17 protein-coding genes are annotated in these 16611 nt (G+C 46.1%); 8 read left to right on the top strand and 9 right to left on the bottom strand.

The features are described from left to right. Positions 1-67: 67 nt before the first annotated feature. Positions 68-1177, top strand: coding sequence for a phosphodiester glycosidase family protein (locus OB236_RS21155; protein ID WP_076229086.1), 1110 nt, complete (start codon positions 68-70; stop codon positions 1175-1177). A gap of 119 nt (positions 1178-1296) precedes the next feature. Here OB236_RS21155 and OB236_RS21150 read toward each other — a convergent pair whose 3' ends face one another. After that, complete coding sequence (locus OB236_RS21150; protein WP_262685770.1) at positions 1297-1680, bottom strand: YtxH domain-containing protein; 384 nt, start codon at positions 1678-1680, stop codon at positions 1297-1299. A gap of 14 nt (positions 1681-1694) precedes the next feature. Next, entirely contained in the window at positions 1695-2156 is a 462-nt protein-coding gene (locus OB236_RS21145) for a DUF948 domain-containing protein (RefSeq protein WP_262685769.1), read from the bottom strand. Between the two features lie 178 nt (positions 2157-2334). On the opposite strand from OB236_RS21145, the gene OB236_RS21140 reads away from it, so the two are divergent. Then, positions 2335-2973: a bifunctional 4-hydroxy-2-oxoglutarate aldolase/2-dehydro-3-deoxy-phosphogluconate aldolase gene (locus OB236_RS21140; protein ID WP_076229083.1), complete on the top strand. Its 639-nt coding sequence runs from the start codon at positions 2335-2337 to the stop codon at positions 2971-2973. Between the two features lie 66 nt (positions 2974-3039). On the opposite strand, the gene OB236_RS21135 is transcribed toward OB236_RS21140, so the two are convergent. The 3 genes from OB236_RS21135 to thiD form a co-directional block, all read right to left on the bottom strand. Next, positions 3040-3669, bottom strand: a complete 630-nt coding sequence (locus OB236_RS21135) for a helix-turn-helix transcriptional regulator (RefSeq protein ID WP_076229082.1) — start codon at positions 3667-3669, stop codon at positions 3040-3042. 160 nt (positions 3670-3829) lie between these two features. Then, the gene (locus OB236_RS21130) at positions 3830-4267 is read right to left on the bottom strand and encodes a DUF86 domain-containing protein (protein ID WP_262685768.1); all 438 of its coding nucleotides are present in this window, start codon (positions 4265-4267) and stop codon (positions 3830-3832) included. A gap of 109 nt (positions 4268-4376) precedes the next feature. Beyond that, the gene (gene thiD / locus OB236_RS21125; protein WP_262685767.1) at positions 4377-5219 is read right to left on the bottom strand and encodes a bifunctional hydroxymethylpyrimidine kinase/phosphomethylpyrimidine kinase; all 843 of its coding nucleotides are present in this window, start codon (positions 5217-5219) and stop codon (positions 4377-4379) included. Positions 5220-5411: 192 nt separating this feature from the next. Here thiD and OB236_RS21120 point away from each other — a divergent pair, with 192 nt between their 5' ends. The 4 genes from OB236_RS21120 (at position 5412) to OB236_RS21105 (ending at position 8488) form a co-directional block, all read left to right on the top strand. Next, positions 5412-6083, top strand: a complete 672-nt coding sequence (locus OB236_RS21120; protein ID WP_262685766.1) for a thiamine phosphate synthase — start codon at positions 5412-5414, stop codon at positions 6081-6083. 2 nt (positions 6084-6085) lie between these two features. After that, complete coding sequence (gene thiO / locus OB236_RS21115; protein WP_262685765.1) at positions 6086-7195, top strand: glycine oxidase ThiO; 1110 nt, start codon at positions 6086-6088, stop codon at positions 7193-7195. Positions 7196-7309: 114 nt separating this feature from the next. Then, complete coding sequence (locus OB236_RS21110; RefSeq protein WP_256711184.1) at positions 7310-7591, top strand: hypothetical protein; 282 nt, start codon at positions 7310-7312, stop codon at positions 7589-7591. A gap of 270 nt (positions 7592-7861) precedes the next feature. Further along, positions 7862-8488, top strand: coding sequence for an FMN-dependent NADH-azoreductase (locus OB236_RS21105; protein ID WP_262685764.1), 627 nt, complete (start codon positions 7862-7864; stop codon positions 8486-8488). 106 nt (positions 8489-8594) lie between these two features. Here OB236_RS21105 and OB236_RS21100 read toward each other — a convergent pair whose 3' ends face one another. Next, complete coding sequence (locus OB236_RS21100) at positions 8595-8876, bottom strand: hypothetical protein (protein WP_076229076.1); 282 nt, start codon at positions 8874-8876, stop codon at positions 8595-8597. 180 nt (positions 8877-9056) lie between these two features. Here OB236_RS21100 and OB236_RS21095 point away from each other — a divergent pair, with 180 nt between their 5' ends. After that, entirely contained in the window at positions 9057-9275 is a 219-nt protein-coding gene (locus OB236_RS21095; RefSeq protein WP_076229075.1) for a hypothetical protein, read from the top strand. Between the two features lie 139 nt (positions 9276-9414). After that, entirely contained in the window at positions 9415-12177 is a 2763-nt protein-coding gene (locus OB236_RS21090; RefSeq protein ID WP_262685763.1) for a CHASE3 domain-containing protein, read from the top strand. 85 nt (positions 12178-12262) lie between these two features. Here the strand turns inward: OB236_RS21090 and OB236_RS21085 are convergent, their stop codons facing one another. The 3 genes from OB236_RS21085 to OB236_RS21075 form a co-directional block, all read right to left on the bottom strand. Beyond that, on the bottom strand, positions 12263-13030 hold the full coding sequence (locus tag OB236_RS21085; RefSeq protein ID WP_262685762.1) for a sugar phosphate isomerase/epimerase family protein: 768 nt from the start codon (positions 13028-13030) through the stop codon (positions 12263-12265). 202 nt (positions 13031-13232) lie between these two features. After that, positions 13233-14069, bottom strand: a complete 837-nt coding sequence (gene fdhD, locus OB236_RS21080) for a formate dehydrogenase accessory sulfurtransferase FdhD (protein ID WP_262685761.1) — start codon at positions 14067-14069, stop codon at positions 13233-13235. A 6-nt stretch (positions 14070-14075) separates the two neighbouring features. Beyond that, positions 14076-16427: an FdhF/YdeP family oxidoreductase gene (locus OB236_RS21075; RefSeq protein ID WP_262685760.1), complete on the bottom strand. Its 2352-nt coding sequence runs from the start codon at positions 16425-16427 to the stop codon at positions 14076-14078. Positions 16428-16611 lie beyond the last annotated feature (184 nt).

Below are 16611 nucleotides of genomic sequence, written 5' to 3'. Positions count from 1 at the left end.
CTTTTTTCTATTTTTTTTCGTCTACTAATTAGTGATCATAGTATAGAGATAAGGAAAGGAATCGAACATGGCAGCAACAACTGCATTAAGGGGCGTCAAAAAGAAGGTAAAAAAGAAAAGCAACTCTGTTATCCTCACATTAACCTTGTATACCTCTATCGTGCTAATGATGTTTGGGATGATGTTCAGCTTATGGTTCTTTTTGACAGAATCGGGCTCCAATCTTCGTTATATGATGGCTGACACACTAATTTCTACTCAGCATCGGCATTGGGCCGTCTATTTGATTGGTCAGGAAGAGCTTAACAAACGTGTCGACAGTTATTGGAAGCAATTTGATAAATTTGCCGAAATCAAGGATCAAAAGCTTGTCCAGGTGAACAAACCCGTGGAAACCAAAGTTGTCGAAAAAAAGCCGCTTGTCCAAATCGAACCGATCGAAGGGAAAAATTTCAAAGGCAAGCTGTTGATTGTCAACGACGCCAAAAAGCTTAGAATAGGTGTTCCCGGTAAAGCAGGCAAAGGCGAGAAGGTATCTTCCATGGTCCAGCGTCTCGGTGCGGTTGCTGGTGTGAATGCAGGCGGCTTCGTCGATCCAGAATGGAAAGGAAATGGCTTTCAGCCAACCGGGATTGTCATTTCAGGCGGTAAGATTTTTTATAACGATGGCGACATGAATACAGCGAATCATATCGTGGCGATCGATAAGGAAGGTCGGATGATTGCTGGTAAATACAAGCCAAGTGAGCTGCTGCAAATGGGCGTTCAGGAGGCGGTGACGTTTGCACCGCGGTTTATCGTTAACGGTGTGGGCCAGATCAAGAGTCAGGCGGACGGCTGGGGCGTTGCACCACGGACCGCGATGGCACAAAAAGCAGATGGCACGATCATGTTTGCCATTATTGATGGCAGACAGCCCGGCTACAGTATCGGTGCCACGCTCTATGATATTCAACAAATATTTCTGGAAAAAGGTGCGGTGACAGCGGCTAATCTGGATGGTGGCTCCTCTACAGTTCTTGTTCATGACAATAAGATTGTAAACCGTCCTTCCAGTGAATATGGCGAACGGTATTTGCCTACGGCATGGCTCGTTTTCGATAACCCCAATTCGGCCCCAATACGTAATATTTGGGAAGGTCTAGACCCTAGCAAGATTGATGCCTCCAAATGGTGATATTAGAGCCTAACAATAAAAAGACACGGATACGGCAACGAAGTGGCGCTGCTGGAACCATGTCTTTTTGTTGTGGGGGCCAACCAGGCTTTCCAGCCTTTGCTAACGGGTTTGTGTACCTAGCTTACTTTAGACTCGTCCTGAGTCGTTAACTCGTTCTCCGTGGATTCCGTTGTCCCTTCCGTGATGGACAATGCAGCTTTATTTTTCCAGGACAATGCCGTTTCCTTTGCTTTTTCGGACCATTCCGATGTATGGCGGCTCACTGTTTGCGCGGCTAGCTGTGTTTTTTCATTTAAGGTACCAGCCAGCTGCTTCGTTTTATCGGCAATCGACTCTGCAGCCTGCTGGGTCTTGGTAGAAACCTGCTGCACACCATCCGCAATATCCGTTCTCAACTCCTTGCCTGATTTGGGAGCAAAGAGCAGTGCAGTCACAGCTCCCAATACAGTACCTACTACCGCTCCGATCAACAAATCCTTGTTTCTGTTATTGGTTGTCAAACTGATCATCTCCTTCACTGTTGTTCATTCGCAGGTGAGCTTGGTTTGGAAGGTTTCCGAGACTGCCATTTGTGCCACAGCTCCACACCCATAGTCGTCATGGCGATAAGATTACGCACCGTATCTTGCTCATTTTGAAGAGTAGCACGGGCCTCTGTTATCGAATTGGACAATACCCCCGATATCCCCTTAATAGACTTGGATAGACTCGCAGAGGCTTCACCCGTGCTCTGTATGGCCTGCATAATTCCATCTGCTGCATGTAAGCGGCGTTGGATATCAACTGTCAGGCTTTGCGTGGTTTGGATCAGCTGTTGGGTGTCTTCCAGCGTACCCTTCATCTGTGCCTCCATCCGCTCCATCATCGCTAACGACCTGCGGATGGCTCGACGAACTTCAATCCATAAGAGAAGGGCAATTCCAATCACCATCACGCCTGTGAGCACTGCTAAGCTAACGATTAATGGCCAATCCATGTATCCGGACCTCCCTTCCAAGCAACTTCCCAGGACGAATGCCTATGGAATACTACATTATAGGTAGCAGCCCAGCGATTTGACACACATTTCTCAAATTTGTTTAGTGGAGCAATAGCCTGTTCGTGCAAAAGGTGGCATAATAGACTCATAACTTGTGGATGAGGTGGATGGTAACATGAATCGTGAACAAGGATTACAATGGATTGAAAAAACGCGGATTATAGCGATAGTTCGTGGGGTTGAGGAACGTCATATTAACGATCTGTCTCAAGCGCTGCTGGATGGCGGGATCCGAGCTATGGAAATAACATTGAATACGTCTGGGGCCTTATCGATGATTACCAAGCTGCAAGCGCAGTTCGGCGATCACATGTACATAGGTGCGGGAACCGTACTCGATATGGAAGACGCGAAGCAAGCGATTGAGGCAGGTGCCTCCTACATAGTCACCCCAAACACGGATGAGGATGTTATTCGTTATGCTGTAGAGCAAGGGGTTCCAATTTTCCCGGGAGCCATGACGCCAACTGAAATCGTCAAGGCATGGAAAGCAGGCGCAACCGCAGTGAAAATATTCCCGGGAGCGAGCCTTGGATTAGCCTATATCAAAGAGCTTCAAGGACCACTTAATCACATCCCGATGGTAGCCGTAGGCGGGGTTAATGAGGCCAACATTGGGCAATTTATACAAGCGGGCTGCTATGGTCTGGGAATTGGCGGGTCTTTGATCAATTTGCAGGAAATTGCCGCTGGTAATTTCTCATGGATTCGTGACAAAGCAGCAGCGCTGACAGCTAATGTGTGGGTGAAGTAACCAGACCGTCATCATACCTTAAAATAAAAACGATCTCCTGCGCTAATTATGTGCGGGAGATCGTTCCTATTTGGCTTGTATCGAATACGAGCATTTGAGTCCGCCTTTGACCAAACATTCCGTACGCTTGACATCGGCACCAAGCAAAGTCTCAAACATCATCAGTTCACAATGGCAAGCATGATTATACTGATTGGCTACCTGAGAAATCGGACAATTGTGCTCATTGATGACAAAGGTACCATCCTCGTCAGCAGACCAATTTACCATGTAGCCATTTGCATTCTGAATTTCCGCCAGCGCCTTAACCCGATCCCCGAGCTCTTTGCCTTGCATTTGCTCTTCATAGCGATCAATCATCTTTTCCTTACGACGTTCAAATAACAGCTGTACCTTGGCCTCGCCTGCTTCTTCCACAAGCTCACCTAACAGATCCAATGTCAAATTATAGTAATTCTTCGGAAATAATTCATCTGCACTTTCCGTTAGCGAATATAAATTCGTCGGTCTTCCCATCGCTTGGCGTACCAGCTTCGATTCGATCAGACCATCGCGCTCCAGTGTATTCAAATGCCGGCGTACAGCCATTTCCGTAATTCCGAGCTGCTTGGCTATTTCGCTGACAGCCAAAGGTCCTTTGGTTTTCAACATGGTCAGTACGACTCTACGTGTCGACATATCAAATTCCTGGGTCACTTAGTCTCACCGCCTTAATGTTTACTGTCGTGTTCACCTGACAATCCTGCTCATAAATTGATTGTATATGAAAATCAGCTATAAGTAAATTATTATACTAAAAAGTATCATAACTTTCCAGTTTTCTCACAAGATCAGCGGCAGCAGTTCCTAAGGATTCTTACACCAGTTCACGGCTAATAAACGCGGGAACCACAGCTTCAAAAATGGCAAGTGCAGATGGGAGCGCACCGATCAGTGGGTGAAGAGTTTCTCGGGGATAGCTGGCATACTCCTGCGCTAGCGACTTCCGAAGCTGTACCAACTCGCGAAAAACAACGGCTGTATCTGCTTCAAAAACACGCTCATCCCTTAGAATCTCAATAATATCCTCGTAGCTGCTGGCATCCCGCATCATGAACGCATCAATTAACAAGCTGCCGACGTCGGTAATGGTCTCAATCGATAAATGCAGAATACGTTCCTGGGCCAGATGCAGCAGCAGCCTTTCGGATGATGGTGTCAGCTCCCAGACTTTCTCCAGCTGCTCACATGCCGCGATCAGTGTGGGAATAAACTTCAGTCGCAAATCAATTTGTTCATGATTGACATAATACATGGGTTTTATCTCCGTTTCTTATTTCTCCATTTGGACCACAGCATGATAGCCGGAAAACTGGCCAGCATCAGAATGATTAACATGGCTGCCTGCATCAAATATTCATAGCTCATGATTTCCCTTGCTCCTTTGCCTGCAAATCCGAATGAGTCTGTGCTTCACGCCAATAAGCCCAATGATTCGTAGGTCCGTGTCCGCCACCAATACCAAGCTCGTGTCGAATTGCCAGTGTGATGAAGGTTTTGGCTGTTTGTACCGATTCAGTCAAGGTCTTGCCTTTGGCAAGCTCAGCCGTAATCGCAGCTGAGAATGTACAGCCTGTTCCATGGGTATGGCGTGTCTCATAACGTTCTGCGGTGAAAAAATGAAACTGCTCTCCGTCATATAAGACATCGGTAGGATCGCCAATTCGATGGCCTCCTTTAATAATCGCAGCTGCTGAACCAAATTGTTCAACAATTCGAACCGCTGCTTCCTTCATGGTATCCAATGAGGATATCTCCATCCCGATAATGACCTCTGCCTCCGGAATGTTCGGCGTCACCAGCGCCGCTAAAGGCAGTAATCGCTTGCGCATCGCATCCTGTGCATGCTCAGCCAACAGCGCAGCACCACCCTTGGCAATCATCACCGGATCAACAACGAGCTTACTCAGCTTATGCTTGGTTACCAGATCCGCGACCAGTTCAATGACTTCAGGCTGCGACAGCATGCCGGTCTTGAGCGCATCAACGCCTATATCCGATATAACCGACTCAATTTGCTTCGCTATACCTTCAATAGGAATATCATAAATACCATGAACTCCGAGTGTATTTTGTGCGGTTACAGCTGTAATCGCTGACATTCCATAAACCTCAAGCATTTGAAAAGTTTTCAAATCAGCCTGAATGCCCGCTCCACCACCGCTGTCCGAGCCTGCAATGGTTAGTGCTTTAAAGACTTGGTCCACATTTATTCTCTCCTTCTAGTGCGTGCTCATAAGGTCTGTTTTCACAACCAATAACTTCTATTACAGGTTAACATGTCTTACTCTTATCATAAAGTGTATAGGTCTGTTTTCCCATCGTCAAGTCAGCAGCTTATTGAGCATTTTATGACAACTTTCTCAAACGCTTTGACGGTCTGCATAGGCTGCGTTATGATGTTCCTAAATCGATTGCCGCCAAAGGAAGTGCTTCCCATAAGAAAGCATGAGCTTCATGTCCTGACTACAGCTCAGCAGGAACTTGACGAAGTAGCAGCCATTGCTTCCAGGTGCCCGACTGAGCTTATTGATATGTTTCATTTACGGGAAAAACAACGCAGCGCTTACGAGCTGACAGTATGGTACACAACTCTTAAGCCGTTATTCGCCCAATCTGCCATTTATATTAATGATCGGCTGGATGCGGCTCTCGCCGTACAAGCACCTGGCGTCCAGCTTGGATATAATAGTCTGACCATTCAGCAAAGCCGCCAGATAATGCCCGCGGCCGTCCGTATAGGCTGCTCTGTCCATTCAGCCGAGGAGGCGATACACGCAGCCAAGCATGGAGCCGACTATGTGTTCTATGGCCATGTCTATGAATCGAACTCCAAGGCCGGACTCGCACCCCGTGGTGTTGCCACCCTGGCTGCTGTTGTTGCTGCCAGTCCGATCCCTGTTATTGCAATTGGCGGCATTGAGGTGTCCCGAGTTGAGGAAGTGCTGTCGACAGGATGCAGTGGTATTGCCCTGCTGTCATCCATCCTGCTGCATCCCGAGCCCGCTCAACAAATCATCCGTTATCGAGAAGCATTGAATGTTTCCCAATACAGCCCAAGGAGAGGTTAATATTGAACACCAGGTCTACATCCGCAATCATTATCGGCGGCGGTATTATAGGTTGCACGATAGCATGGGAACTTGCCCGCAGCGGAATACGCTGTACCCTAGTGGATAAAGGGGCATTGAATCAGGAAGCCTCAACAGCTGCCGCAGGCATGCTGGGAGCACAGGTAGAGACACATCATCCTGGTGCCTTCTACGAGCTGTGCCGTCTGAGCCAACAATTATATCGTGATTGGAGCGAGGAAATTCATCAAATCAGCGCGATTTCGCCACAGTACATAGCTCAAGGAATTTTGCGTGCCGCACTTCACACCGACGACGAGCAGGAATTGAAAAGCCGCCTCCCATGGATTCAGAATGCGGAGTGGTTAAGCACATCGGAGATGCTTGCTATGGAACCAGGTATTTCCCCGCACATTCTGGGTGGCCTTCGCTTTGCTCAGGACCATCAAATTCATCCCGTACAGCTCGCCAAAGCTCTGCAAGCAGGCCTTCACAAGCTTGGCTGCGAAATTCGTGAATGGACACCTGTACTTGGCCTGATAGAACGTCAGGGTCGCATCGAAGGTGTGCGAACAGCCGAGGGCTCCTTCTACGCCGATCATGTCATTATATGCGCGGGAGCCTGGGGATCATCTCTAACTGATCCACTTGGCCTGGAGCTTCCGATATTTCCAGTTAAAGGGCAGTGTATATCGGTGAGAACCGAAGCGCCTGTCCTACAAGGCACCGTATTTACACAAGGCTGTTATATCGTACCGAAGCTCGATGGAAGCATGATTATTGGAGCTACCCAGGAAGAAGCAGGCTTTAACAAATGCTGTCATGTGAATGTGGTAAGTGATTTATTCGGCAAAGCAGTCAAGCTCCTGCCGTCGTTAGGACAAGCTGAGCTTGTCAGCACCTGGGCAGGTCTGCGTCCGGGTACAAGAGATGGACTGCCGTTTATGGGAACATCTACTCAAGCTCCTGGCTTAACGGTTGCAATGGGACACTACCGCAATGGGATCTTATTAGCCCCTGCTACAGGCAAGCTAATTAAACAACTGATTCTGGGAGAGCAAACCACAATCGATCTGACCCCATTTTCACCCGACCGCGCGAGAGCTGTCTAACGCAGACCAACCGCTGTGAACAACTTACATGCAGGAGGACTTCGAGCGCTCAATAGCGAATAACTCCAAGTAACGAAATGAATGGATCGAGACCGACTCAGGAGGAGCAGCTTCATGAATGAAATGAACGAACAACAAGCCACTCAGTGGCGCAAAAGAAGAACCATGGGCAAAGGCAAGTATGTCATGTATTTTGGTATATTAACCTGGGGAATCGCAGTAACTGCCATAATTACAGGAATGGAATGGCTGACACAGCATACCTTTCAAATGTCCTGGTTATACATTCGGCTAATCGTGTTTGCTTCAATCGGATTTTTTATATCCGTGCTGCGCTGGGAGGCCCGTGAAAGAAAATTCAAGTCTTACCTGACCAAAAAAGGAGCTTCGGAGTAATCCGATCAGCTCTTTTTTTAGAGTTACACCAGAATTTATATGTTTTCAGCGAAGCTGAACGATTCTTATCTCGCAAGAAAAGCTGCATGTAAAACACGGATGTATCTTCGTCGAATAGGCTCCGATTAGGAGCTTTTTTTATTGTTTCCAAATGAAAATTTCGAAATTCCTTCGCAAATTATTAATTATTAGTCACTTGACAAACGTAAGCTAATTTAATATCATACTAAAGTAAAGTAAGTTAATTAAATTTCAGGAGGCATCATACTTATGTCAAAAGTATTATTTATTAAAGCTAATGGACGTCCGGTTGATCAAGCAGTAAGCGTCAAATTATATTATGCATTTTTGGAAAGCTACAAAGCAGCTAACCCCAATGACGATATTGAAGAACTGGATCTTTTTAATGAAACATTGCCATACTACGATGTAGATACATTGACTGGCCTCTTCAAGCTTGGCAAGGGTTACGAATTAACAGGAACCGAGCAGGAAAAAGCCGACAATGTTAATAAATATTTGGAGCAGTTCCTTGCAGCTGACAAAATCGTTGTTGCCTTCCCACTATGGAACTTCACGGTTCCTGCACAATTATTGACGTATTTGACGTATGTTGCACAAGCAGGCAAAACATTTGCCTACACAGCTGAAGGCCCTAAAGGCTTGATTAGCGACAAAAAAGTTGCATTGCTGAACGCACGTGGCGGAGTTTACAGCGAAGGTCCTGCCGCTGCAATCGAAATGTCCCTGAACTATGTTAAAACGATCTTTAATTTCTTCGGAGTTCAAAATTCTACTACTGTTGTTGTCGAAGGACATAACCAGTTCCCGGATCGTGGTCAAGCCATTATTGAAGAAGGTCTGGAAAAAGCTAAAGCTGCTGCCGCTTCTTTCTAAGAGCTTAACGAATAATCAACATATCATGAATCTAAAAACTCCCACATACCTATTTAGTTAGGGATGTGGGAGTTTTTCGTTTACTTTTAACAGATGCAAAGACGACTCAAGTACTTTTCTTTCTCATAATAATCAAAGTGAACAACAGCAGCACTTCAATGTTCACAAATGCAATACCATAGCCTGCCAATCCAAAAGTACGTGGAAATCCGACAAATAAAGAAGCCCACCATAAACTAGCTGCTGCGAATATAATCAAATTGATAGCTAGTGAAACCACTGAAGACATGAGCAGCTTCTGTGTCTTCCACATCAGCCCCACCCCTGCCAAATTTGGAATAATAAATCCGATACCCATAATCAGCCAATAGTAAAAATCGTAGGACAACGTACTCACTCCCGAATGGGTCTATTATTTGCAGTAATCTTTCATTAGATTACCAAAACGAATTGTCGAACACAACCGATTCACCGTAACGTTGCAAAAATGTCAAACTCTTTCGTTACAAAATATCTTCAAATTTAGTATACTAGTAGAAGAATCATTCTTAATGAAGGAGGTGCCATAATGGCACTTAGTAAAGCCAAAAAAATTCGTCAAAAGCAGGCACGCGAAGGGAAATACAATCCCGAGCTTAATCGCTTAAGCTGGAATGGACTTGACCCTGCAGCACGTATAACACCAACTCTGAGAGAACATAAAGAAAAGTTACAGCGCAAACATAAATGGAACCATTCCCTGGACAGCAGAGATGGTTCCATTTACTTATTATATCGGAGTATTTGATTATATCCTGCCATTAGAAACTTTGAAATTCAGCTTTTATACCCATCGCTTTTATGATAGAGTTAAGCTTGGAATTCTAACTATTAAACGGTTTAAATATGTTGTTCAGTTCGATGGCTTCAAGGGGAGGTATTTAAAGTTGTTCAGCAAAGTAAGATTCAATTTAAGAACAAAAATTATACTGGGCTATCTTATCGTACTTATTGGCCTTAGCATATCCATAATTTTAATTAATGATCGTGTTATGTCGATGAAAGTAGATAGAGAATATATCACGGGACACGATTTTCAGGTTCATAATCTTAGCAATGATATTGAAAAAAACTTACTGGATATGGAAGATAGCCAGCGCGGTTATGTCATAACCGGAGATGCCAAGTATTTGATCCCCTATAATAATGGATATAGCAGTTGGAAGGAAAACTATAATAAGCTTCGTCAGTTGATTATGGATAATCCCAGACAGGTGCAAAATCTGGAAAAGATAAAAACCAACATTGAGCTTTGGATCGCTGAAGCGGGAGATCCTGTATTATCGATGAAAAAGGATAACAATAACTCGGGAATCATTGAATTTTACAAATTAGATATCGGTAAAAAATATACGGATCAGCTGCGCTCCCAGCTTGCAGCCTTTCGAAGCACCGAGCTCTCCTTTACCGAGGCGCGGAGTCAACAACTCATCCGTGATAATGAAGTACTTCTTTCGATATTAAACACCATATGGATTGTAGTATCCGCTATCGCTGTGCTAATCGCTCTAATCACATCCAGTTCCATCGTTAATACGATCAAGCAAGTCACAGGCTCGATCAAACATATTGCGACCTCCAAGGGTGACTTATCCATGCGGGTTGAAGTGAAAACAAAGGATGAGGTTGGCGATCTCGCCGAGATTACGAACGAACTGTTGTCCAAGCTTGAAGAACAAAATTGGATCAACACCCAAATAACGGACATGGCAACAACTTTTCAAGGTGTGACCGAAATGAAATTGCTAACTCAATCCTTCATCAATAGAATCGCCGGTTTAGTCGAAGCCCACTACGGAGTCTTGTATTTACGTAAGATTGCGGATAAAAAAGATCTGTTGATCCGATTCGCCTCTTATGCTGGGCAAGCAGATGGTGTAGGTGTGGAAAGCTTCCGAATGGGTGAGGGTCTAGTTGGTCAAAGCGCATCGGAAAATCGAATTCTGATATTGAATCAATTACCGGACGATTATATTAAAGTCACGTCAGGCTTGGGCCATACAGCACCGAAACAAATTATAGTGGCACCGATTATTTTCGAAAAAAATGTGCTTGCTGTCATGGAACTGGCCAGCTTGAACGAATTTACCAAGCTTCAACGAGAGCTTCTTGAACAAATTGCCGAGCCTTTTGGAGTCACACTGCACAATGCGGCCAGTCGTACGGAAATCGAAAATTTATACAGTGAGTCTCAGACCATGGCCGAGGAGTTACAGGCACAGACGGAAGAGCTGCAGACACAAGCAGAAGAATTACAGGTGCAAACAGAGGAGCTGCGTTCCACTAATGAGCATCTGGAAGAACAGAACCTGTTTGCCGAACAAAAATCGTTTGAGGTGGAGCAGGCCAGGAAAGAACTCGAGCTGTATGCCGAGCAGTTGCAGCAAAGCTCTCAATATAAATCGGAATTTTTGGCTAATATGTCTCATGAACTGCGTACACCGCTCAACAGTCTGCTTATTTTGTCCCAATTTTTAGTTGAAAATGCAAATGGTACGCTAAATACCGATGAACAGGAATATGCAAGAATTATTAATTCCTCAGGGAATGATCTCTTGTCATTGATTAATGATATTCTTGATCTATCCAAGGTTGAGGCTGGAAAGCTCGAGATCGAGATTGCAGCTGTCAATCTGACAGAGCTTCCTCATGTTATGGAGCGCAATTTCACACCAATTGCCAAGCAGCGCAACCTTCAATTCCGTATTATTCAACATCCTGGACTTCCTTCTTTGATTTTCTCGGATGAACAGCGGCTGCAGCAAATACTGAAAAATTTGTTATCAAATGCCTTCAAATTTACCGAAAGTGGAGCTGTCACTTTGTCCATTCGAAAGGCAGATCCGCTAGAAGCCAATATTGCGCTGCCGGATGCAAGCACAGCCAATGTCATTGCCTTTTCGGTATCGGATACAGGCATCGGTATTCCTGTTAACAAACGTATTCTGATTTTTGAAGCGTTCCAGCAGGTTGACGGGAAAACAGAACGCAAATATGGGGGAACCGGACTCGGCTTGTCGATATCCCGTGAATTTGCAAATTTACTTGGTGGCCGTATCGCTTTGGAAAGTGAAGAAGGTAAAGGAAGTACATTTACACTCTATATACCTTGCCTGCACAATCCTTCATCGATGGAGATGGTTACGATGTATGCTGAATCCTCGGCTACTGCCGTTAGCGCCTTGGAGCTGTCTGAGGCTCCTTCTGAAGCTCCGGCTATCGATAACCTGATCATTCCTGAGACCAAGCCTGCCGTGATCCATCAATCGATTTTTGGCGGTAAGCAGGTACTGGTCGTGGACGATGACGTCAGAAATATATTCGCTTTGACCAAGGCCCTCGAAATGCAGGGTATGCGTGTACTCACGGCTCATAATGGAAGGCAGTGTCTGGATATGCTGGATCTCCATAAGGAGATTGACATTGTCTTGATGGACATTATGATGCCGGAGATGGATGGGTACCAGACGATGAGACATATTCGTCGGGATCCACAGCTGAATGAGATGCCTATTATAGCACTCACAGCCAAAGCCATGAAATATGATCGTGAAAAATGTCTGGAAGCTGGCGCCTCCGACTATATTAGTAAACCGATCAATTTAGAGCAATTATTTTCTGTTATGCGCGTTTGGTTTAGTAAATCCTAAAATCAAATAGAGTACAAAAAGAAGCCACCGTTGATCACAACGATGACTTCTTTTTTGTACATGTCGTATGGAAATTCGGATTCGTTTACTTCGACCACTGCTCTTTCATAAAGCTTAGGGAAGCCGGCAGCTCTTGTGCGCGATCCTTTACCGTACATTCTGCCGACACCATGCCGTTATAGCCTGCAGCCTTCAATTGCGCCACAAAGCGTTCATACGGATATTGACCTGTTCCGGGAGACAGACGTCCCGTGTCGGCAATATGAATATGGGACAGCCAATCCTTATGGGCGACAATGGTTTCCAATGGCTCAGACTCTTCATCCATATGATAAAAATCAGCTAGTACTCGAATAGCAGGATCATTAATTTGCTTGGCATAATACACACCTTCAGCTACACTCGTGATCACATTCGATTCTTTGGTGTTTAGAGGCTCGATTGCCAACGTAAGATTAGTTCCCTTAACCTGCTCTGCAATGATCCTTAGCAGCCTTAATAACTGCTCCTCCGCACGCGCATGCTCCCAACCCTCTGGAATGCTGCGTGATCTTCCACTTCCAAATACAAAAATGGACGATCCTGCTTGAGACATCGTATCTACGGCTCTGGCCAAATAATTCGTGATAATGGTTTCATTAGCTTCTGGACCTACTACTTTAATATCTCCGGGAAATAACACATTCCAGGCTTTGACCGGAAGTGGGCTATTGATATACAAAGGTAACGCTTTCTTGAAAGCCTCATCATCCTGACTCAACAAGGGAGCAATCGAACATTCAATATAATCATATCCATATCTTTGAAGCTCCTCAGCATGCTCGATCTGCATGCACCAACCAAATGCGGTCATTACAATACCTCCTTAGGGTATGTTTATCACAAGAAGACGGAAGGAACCCCCGAGAATGCAGGATCCGGTTAACTCTCATCGCCTACGTTTAATTTTACAGTAAATATATAATCGTTTCAGGACATTTCTTGTCGATTTTTTCAATTAATCAACATATCTTGACCTTGACACCGAACACCTCATTTTTTTCGCTTAAGGAAATTCAAATATCGATTTCCAACCGTTCCGAATGGGTATACACATTAAAGGAATGTCCACGAATAAAACCGATTACCGCAATACCAAGGTCATGAGCAAGCTCAAGCGCCAACCCTGTCGGTGCCGATTTGGACAGCACTATACCTACACCAATCTTGGCTACCTTGAGCAGCACCTCGGATGAAACTCTTCCACTAAATACAATAACCTTCCCCTGAAGTGGGATGCGATGTCTGATGCATTGTCCAAAAATTTTATCAAGTGCATTATGTCTGCCTATATCTGAACGGACGAGTGAGACAGGCGCTCCAGTGCTGTCAGCACTGCATAGAGCCGCATTATGCACGCCTCCGGTATGATGAAATTCAGCGGAAGCTTGCTGAAGCTGGTTCATCAGTTCCAGACAGCGTACAGCACTAATACGGGTCCGTAATGGAATCGTTTTGGCTGTTCTCGCATCATTATGAAAATAAAACTGCCGGCTCTTCCCGCAGCAAGAGCCAATGAATCGCTTGTTATACGAATCCTTGCTGGTGTTTTGCTTAACAGTGAGCTCAACATCGACAAAACCGCGCTCCACATTCAGCTTTAAGGTACGGATGTCCTCGATGACGCGAATAACCCCCTCAGAGGCAAGAAAGCCAATCGCCATATCCTCCAGATCTGAAGGACTGCATACGATGGTGGCAAACTCCTCCCCGTCTATTCGAACGGTAAGCGGATATTCAGAAGCCACTACGTCTTCCTGCTCATTAAATTGACCACCGGAATACTTCAATATACGCCATGTGGCCGTTACTGGCTGTTCTATTGGAAAATCATCCATAAAGTCCATTCCCATTCGGCTTCACCCCATTTCCGTTTCCAGCTCCAGCACTCGTTTTTCCACGTATTTGGTGTCTTTAAGGGCATGAAACGTTTCCGCCTTTTCCACCACCGCAGCCGTATTATACTCAGGTATACCTGCGTGAGCTTCATAGACACCTTTGGGGATCAGGCTGTTGCCTTCAGGCCAATGAACCTCAATATTACCTTGTTGAATCGGAACCGGCTTCGCCCGCCCATGAAGCAATCCGTATTGGTTATATACTACGATAGCATCACCCGCTTTAAGCTGCAGCGCCTCGGCATCCTGCGGATTGATCAGCACATCGTAACGGTCAGCTCCATTAAAAGGATCGGTGGCACTATAGATCATGGAATTAAACTGCTTGCCGCGGCGAGTCGTGACACGGAAATGCCCTTCCGGTTTACGAAGCTCAGGTTGTTCGATGGGGATCAGATTGCCGCGGCCATCGGCCGTCGGGCACACTCCATCCTCGCAAAGCCAGGCGCCGCCCCATTGAAATACATCGCCACGCTCGGATAAATGCTGAATACCATCATAATACGTAGCGGCAGCAGCAATTTCACGTCGAATATCCTCTGCATTGCGAAAAGCGACCAATCGTTCATACTCTGGATTTACTTTGGCTGCAAGCTCGGCATAGATGGCCCACTCCGCACGTGCCTCACTGACTCTGGGCCCTTTGATTTCCGGTGAATAATAGACCATCCGCTCTGTGGATGTCGAGGTTCCACCTCCAGGCTGCTCATAGCGAGTCATCGCAGGCATTACGATCACGGCCTCCCTCGCTTCAGCAAGCGTAGACGTATTCAACACAATGTCCTGATGCACCCGAATATCGACATTTTCCAAACATTCGCGAACGAAATCGGGGTCAGGCATCGTTTCCAGAAAATTTCCTCCTGACGTATAGAAGAGCTTCAGCTTACGCTCGTGGTCATCAGGAAGCATCGAATTCTCCAACGAGACTCCGACAATATCCCCCTGCCATTTGGGCAGCTCGAAGCCCCATACCCGTTCCATGCGCGCAATACCATCCGCACTGAATTCGCCGCCGGGCAGGCTGAACGGATCTGCACCCATTTCTCCTGATCCCTGTACCCCGCTGTGTCCGCGGATGGGCATCAACCCGCAAAACTCACGGCCCAGAAATCCTCGCAGCAAGGCCAAATTCGCCACCTGTGAAATGTTGTCCGTACCGAAACGATGCTGCGTCAGCCCCATGCTCCAGACGAATACAGCTGATTTCGACGTAGCCAGCAAACGGGCAAATTCCAGCATGCGTTCACGGCTCAGTCCTGATGAGCGTTCCAGCAGCTCCCAATCCTGCTCCCTGACATGAGCCTTCAGCTGTTCATAACCGTTCGTATGCGCTTGAATGAAGGCATGATCTACCGCAGAGCCTGGACTCGCTTCTTCCATCTCAAACCAGTGTCTCATCACACCGTTCATAAAAGCGATATCCCCACCAATATGAACCTGATAAAAGTCATCGGTCAGCTTGGTACCAAATAACGCAGACTCTGGGATAGAAGGGATCCAATATTGATCCATCGACGGCTCATGATATGGGTTAATGACGATAATCCGGGTGCCTTTGCGCTTGGCCGCGTACATATATTTGGTCGATACTGGTTGATTGTTAGCGGCTACACTGCCCCAGAACACGAGCACATCGGTACCAATCCAATCCTTATAATTACAGCTGGAAGCCCCGATTCCGACGGAACGCTTGAGCGCTGTTTTGGAAGGTGAGTGGCAGATTCTGGAGGCGTTGTCTATATGATTCGTTCCCAGCAAGCGTGCAACCTTGCCTGCAGCGTAATAGGACTCATTAGTGATGCCTCGTCCTGTCAAATAAAAAGCAAGCTGCTTAGGATCGATAGCTCGAATTTTTGTGGCGATCATCTCTAGAGCCTCATCCCATGGAAGTCTAGAAAATCTGTTCTCCCCAGGCCTGCGTATCAGCGGATACGGAATTCGCCCCAGCTTGCGTAGGGCTGCACTGTCCATAGTCCGCAGCTCTGCAATATCCTGGTGGAGTACCTCCGGTTTGATCTCCGGCATCGTATTAAGACGCAGAACGTTAAGTCGGGTCGTGCATACATGCGGCCCTGCAAGCGTCCTGTCATACAGTCCGGATACACCGAGTGCACAGCCATCACACACACCTTGTGTCAATATTCGATAGGCATATGGCAGTTGATCTTTATTCTCCCAGGCAATCTTCAATGATTCTTTAATATGATGTGGTTTGACTTGCCCTAATCCGAAGGGAGCTTTACTCACCCACAGCTTCGGATCCAGTCGTTTGGGGAGCTTAATGGGTCCCGTATGTTGTGTTTTACCCAACCTGATTACCTCCTTGATTTCATTCAGAATGATCAGCAGAGCCCATACATTCACAAAAAAAGCCGCAGCAGTCCCTCCGTTTTTTGTTGGTACAAAAAATAAAGGTTCTGATGCGGCTGTTAGTCTTGAGCAGGATCGCTGCCAAGTGCCAACGGCACATGTATGCAATTATGACGATTTCAAC

This window comes from Paenibacillus baimaensis, from assembly GCF_025567575.1.
This window is presented reverse-complemented; position numbering and strand designations above follow the sequence as displayed.

Coding starts and splice junctions, on each gene's coding strand:
- OB236_RS21155 (WP_076229086.1), top strand. CDS start 68: ATGGCAGCAACAACTGCATTAAGGGGCGTCAAAAAGAAGGTAAAAAAG.
- OB236_RS21145 (WP_262685769.1), bottom strand. CDS start 2,156: ATGGATTGGCCATTAATCGTTAGCTTAGCAGTGCTCACAGGCGTGATG.
- OB236_RS21140 (WP_076229083.1), top strand. CDS start 2,335: ATGAATCGTGAACAAGGATTACAATGGATTGAAAAAACGCGGATTATA.
- OB236_RS21130 (WP_262685768.1), bottom strand. CDS start 4,267: ATGTATTATGTCAATCATGAACAAATTGATTTGCGACTGAAGTTTATT.
- OB236_RS21120 (WP_262685766.1), top strand. CDS start 5,412: ATGTTCCTAAATCGATTGCCGCCAAAGGAAGTGCTTCCCATAAGAAAG.
- OB236_RS21110 (WP_256711184.1), top strand. CDS start 7,310: ATGAATGAAATGAACGAACAACAAGCCACTCAGTGGCGCAAAAGAAGA.
- OB236_RS21105 (WP_262685764.1), top strand. CDS start 7,862: ATGTCAAAAGTATTATTTATTAAAGCTAATGGACGTCCGGTTGATCAA.
- OB236_RS21095 (WP_076229075.1), top strand. CDS start 9,057: ATGGCACTTAGTAAAGCCAAAAAAATTCGTCAAAAGCAGGCACGCGAA.
- OB236_RS21085 (WP_262685762.1), bottom strand. CDS start 13,030: ATGACCGCATTTGGTTGGTGCATGCAGATCGAGCATGCTGAGGAGCTT.
- fdhD (WP_262685761.1), bottom strand. CDS start 14,069: ATGGGAATGGACTTTATGGATGATTTTCCAATAGAACAGCCAGTAACG.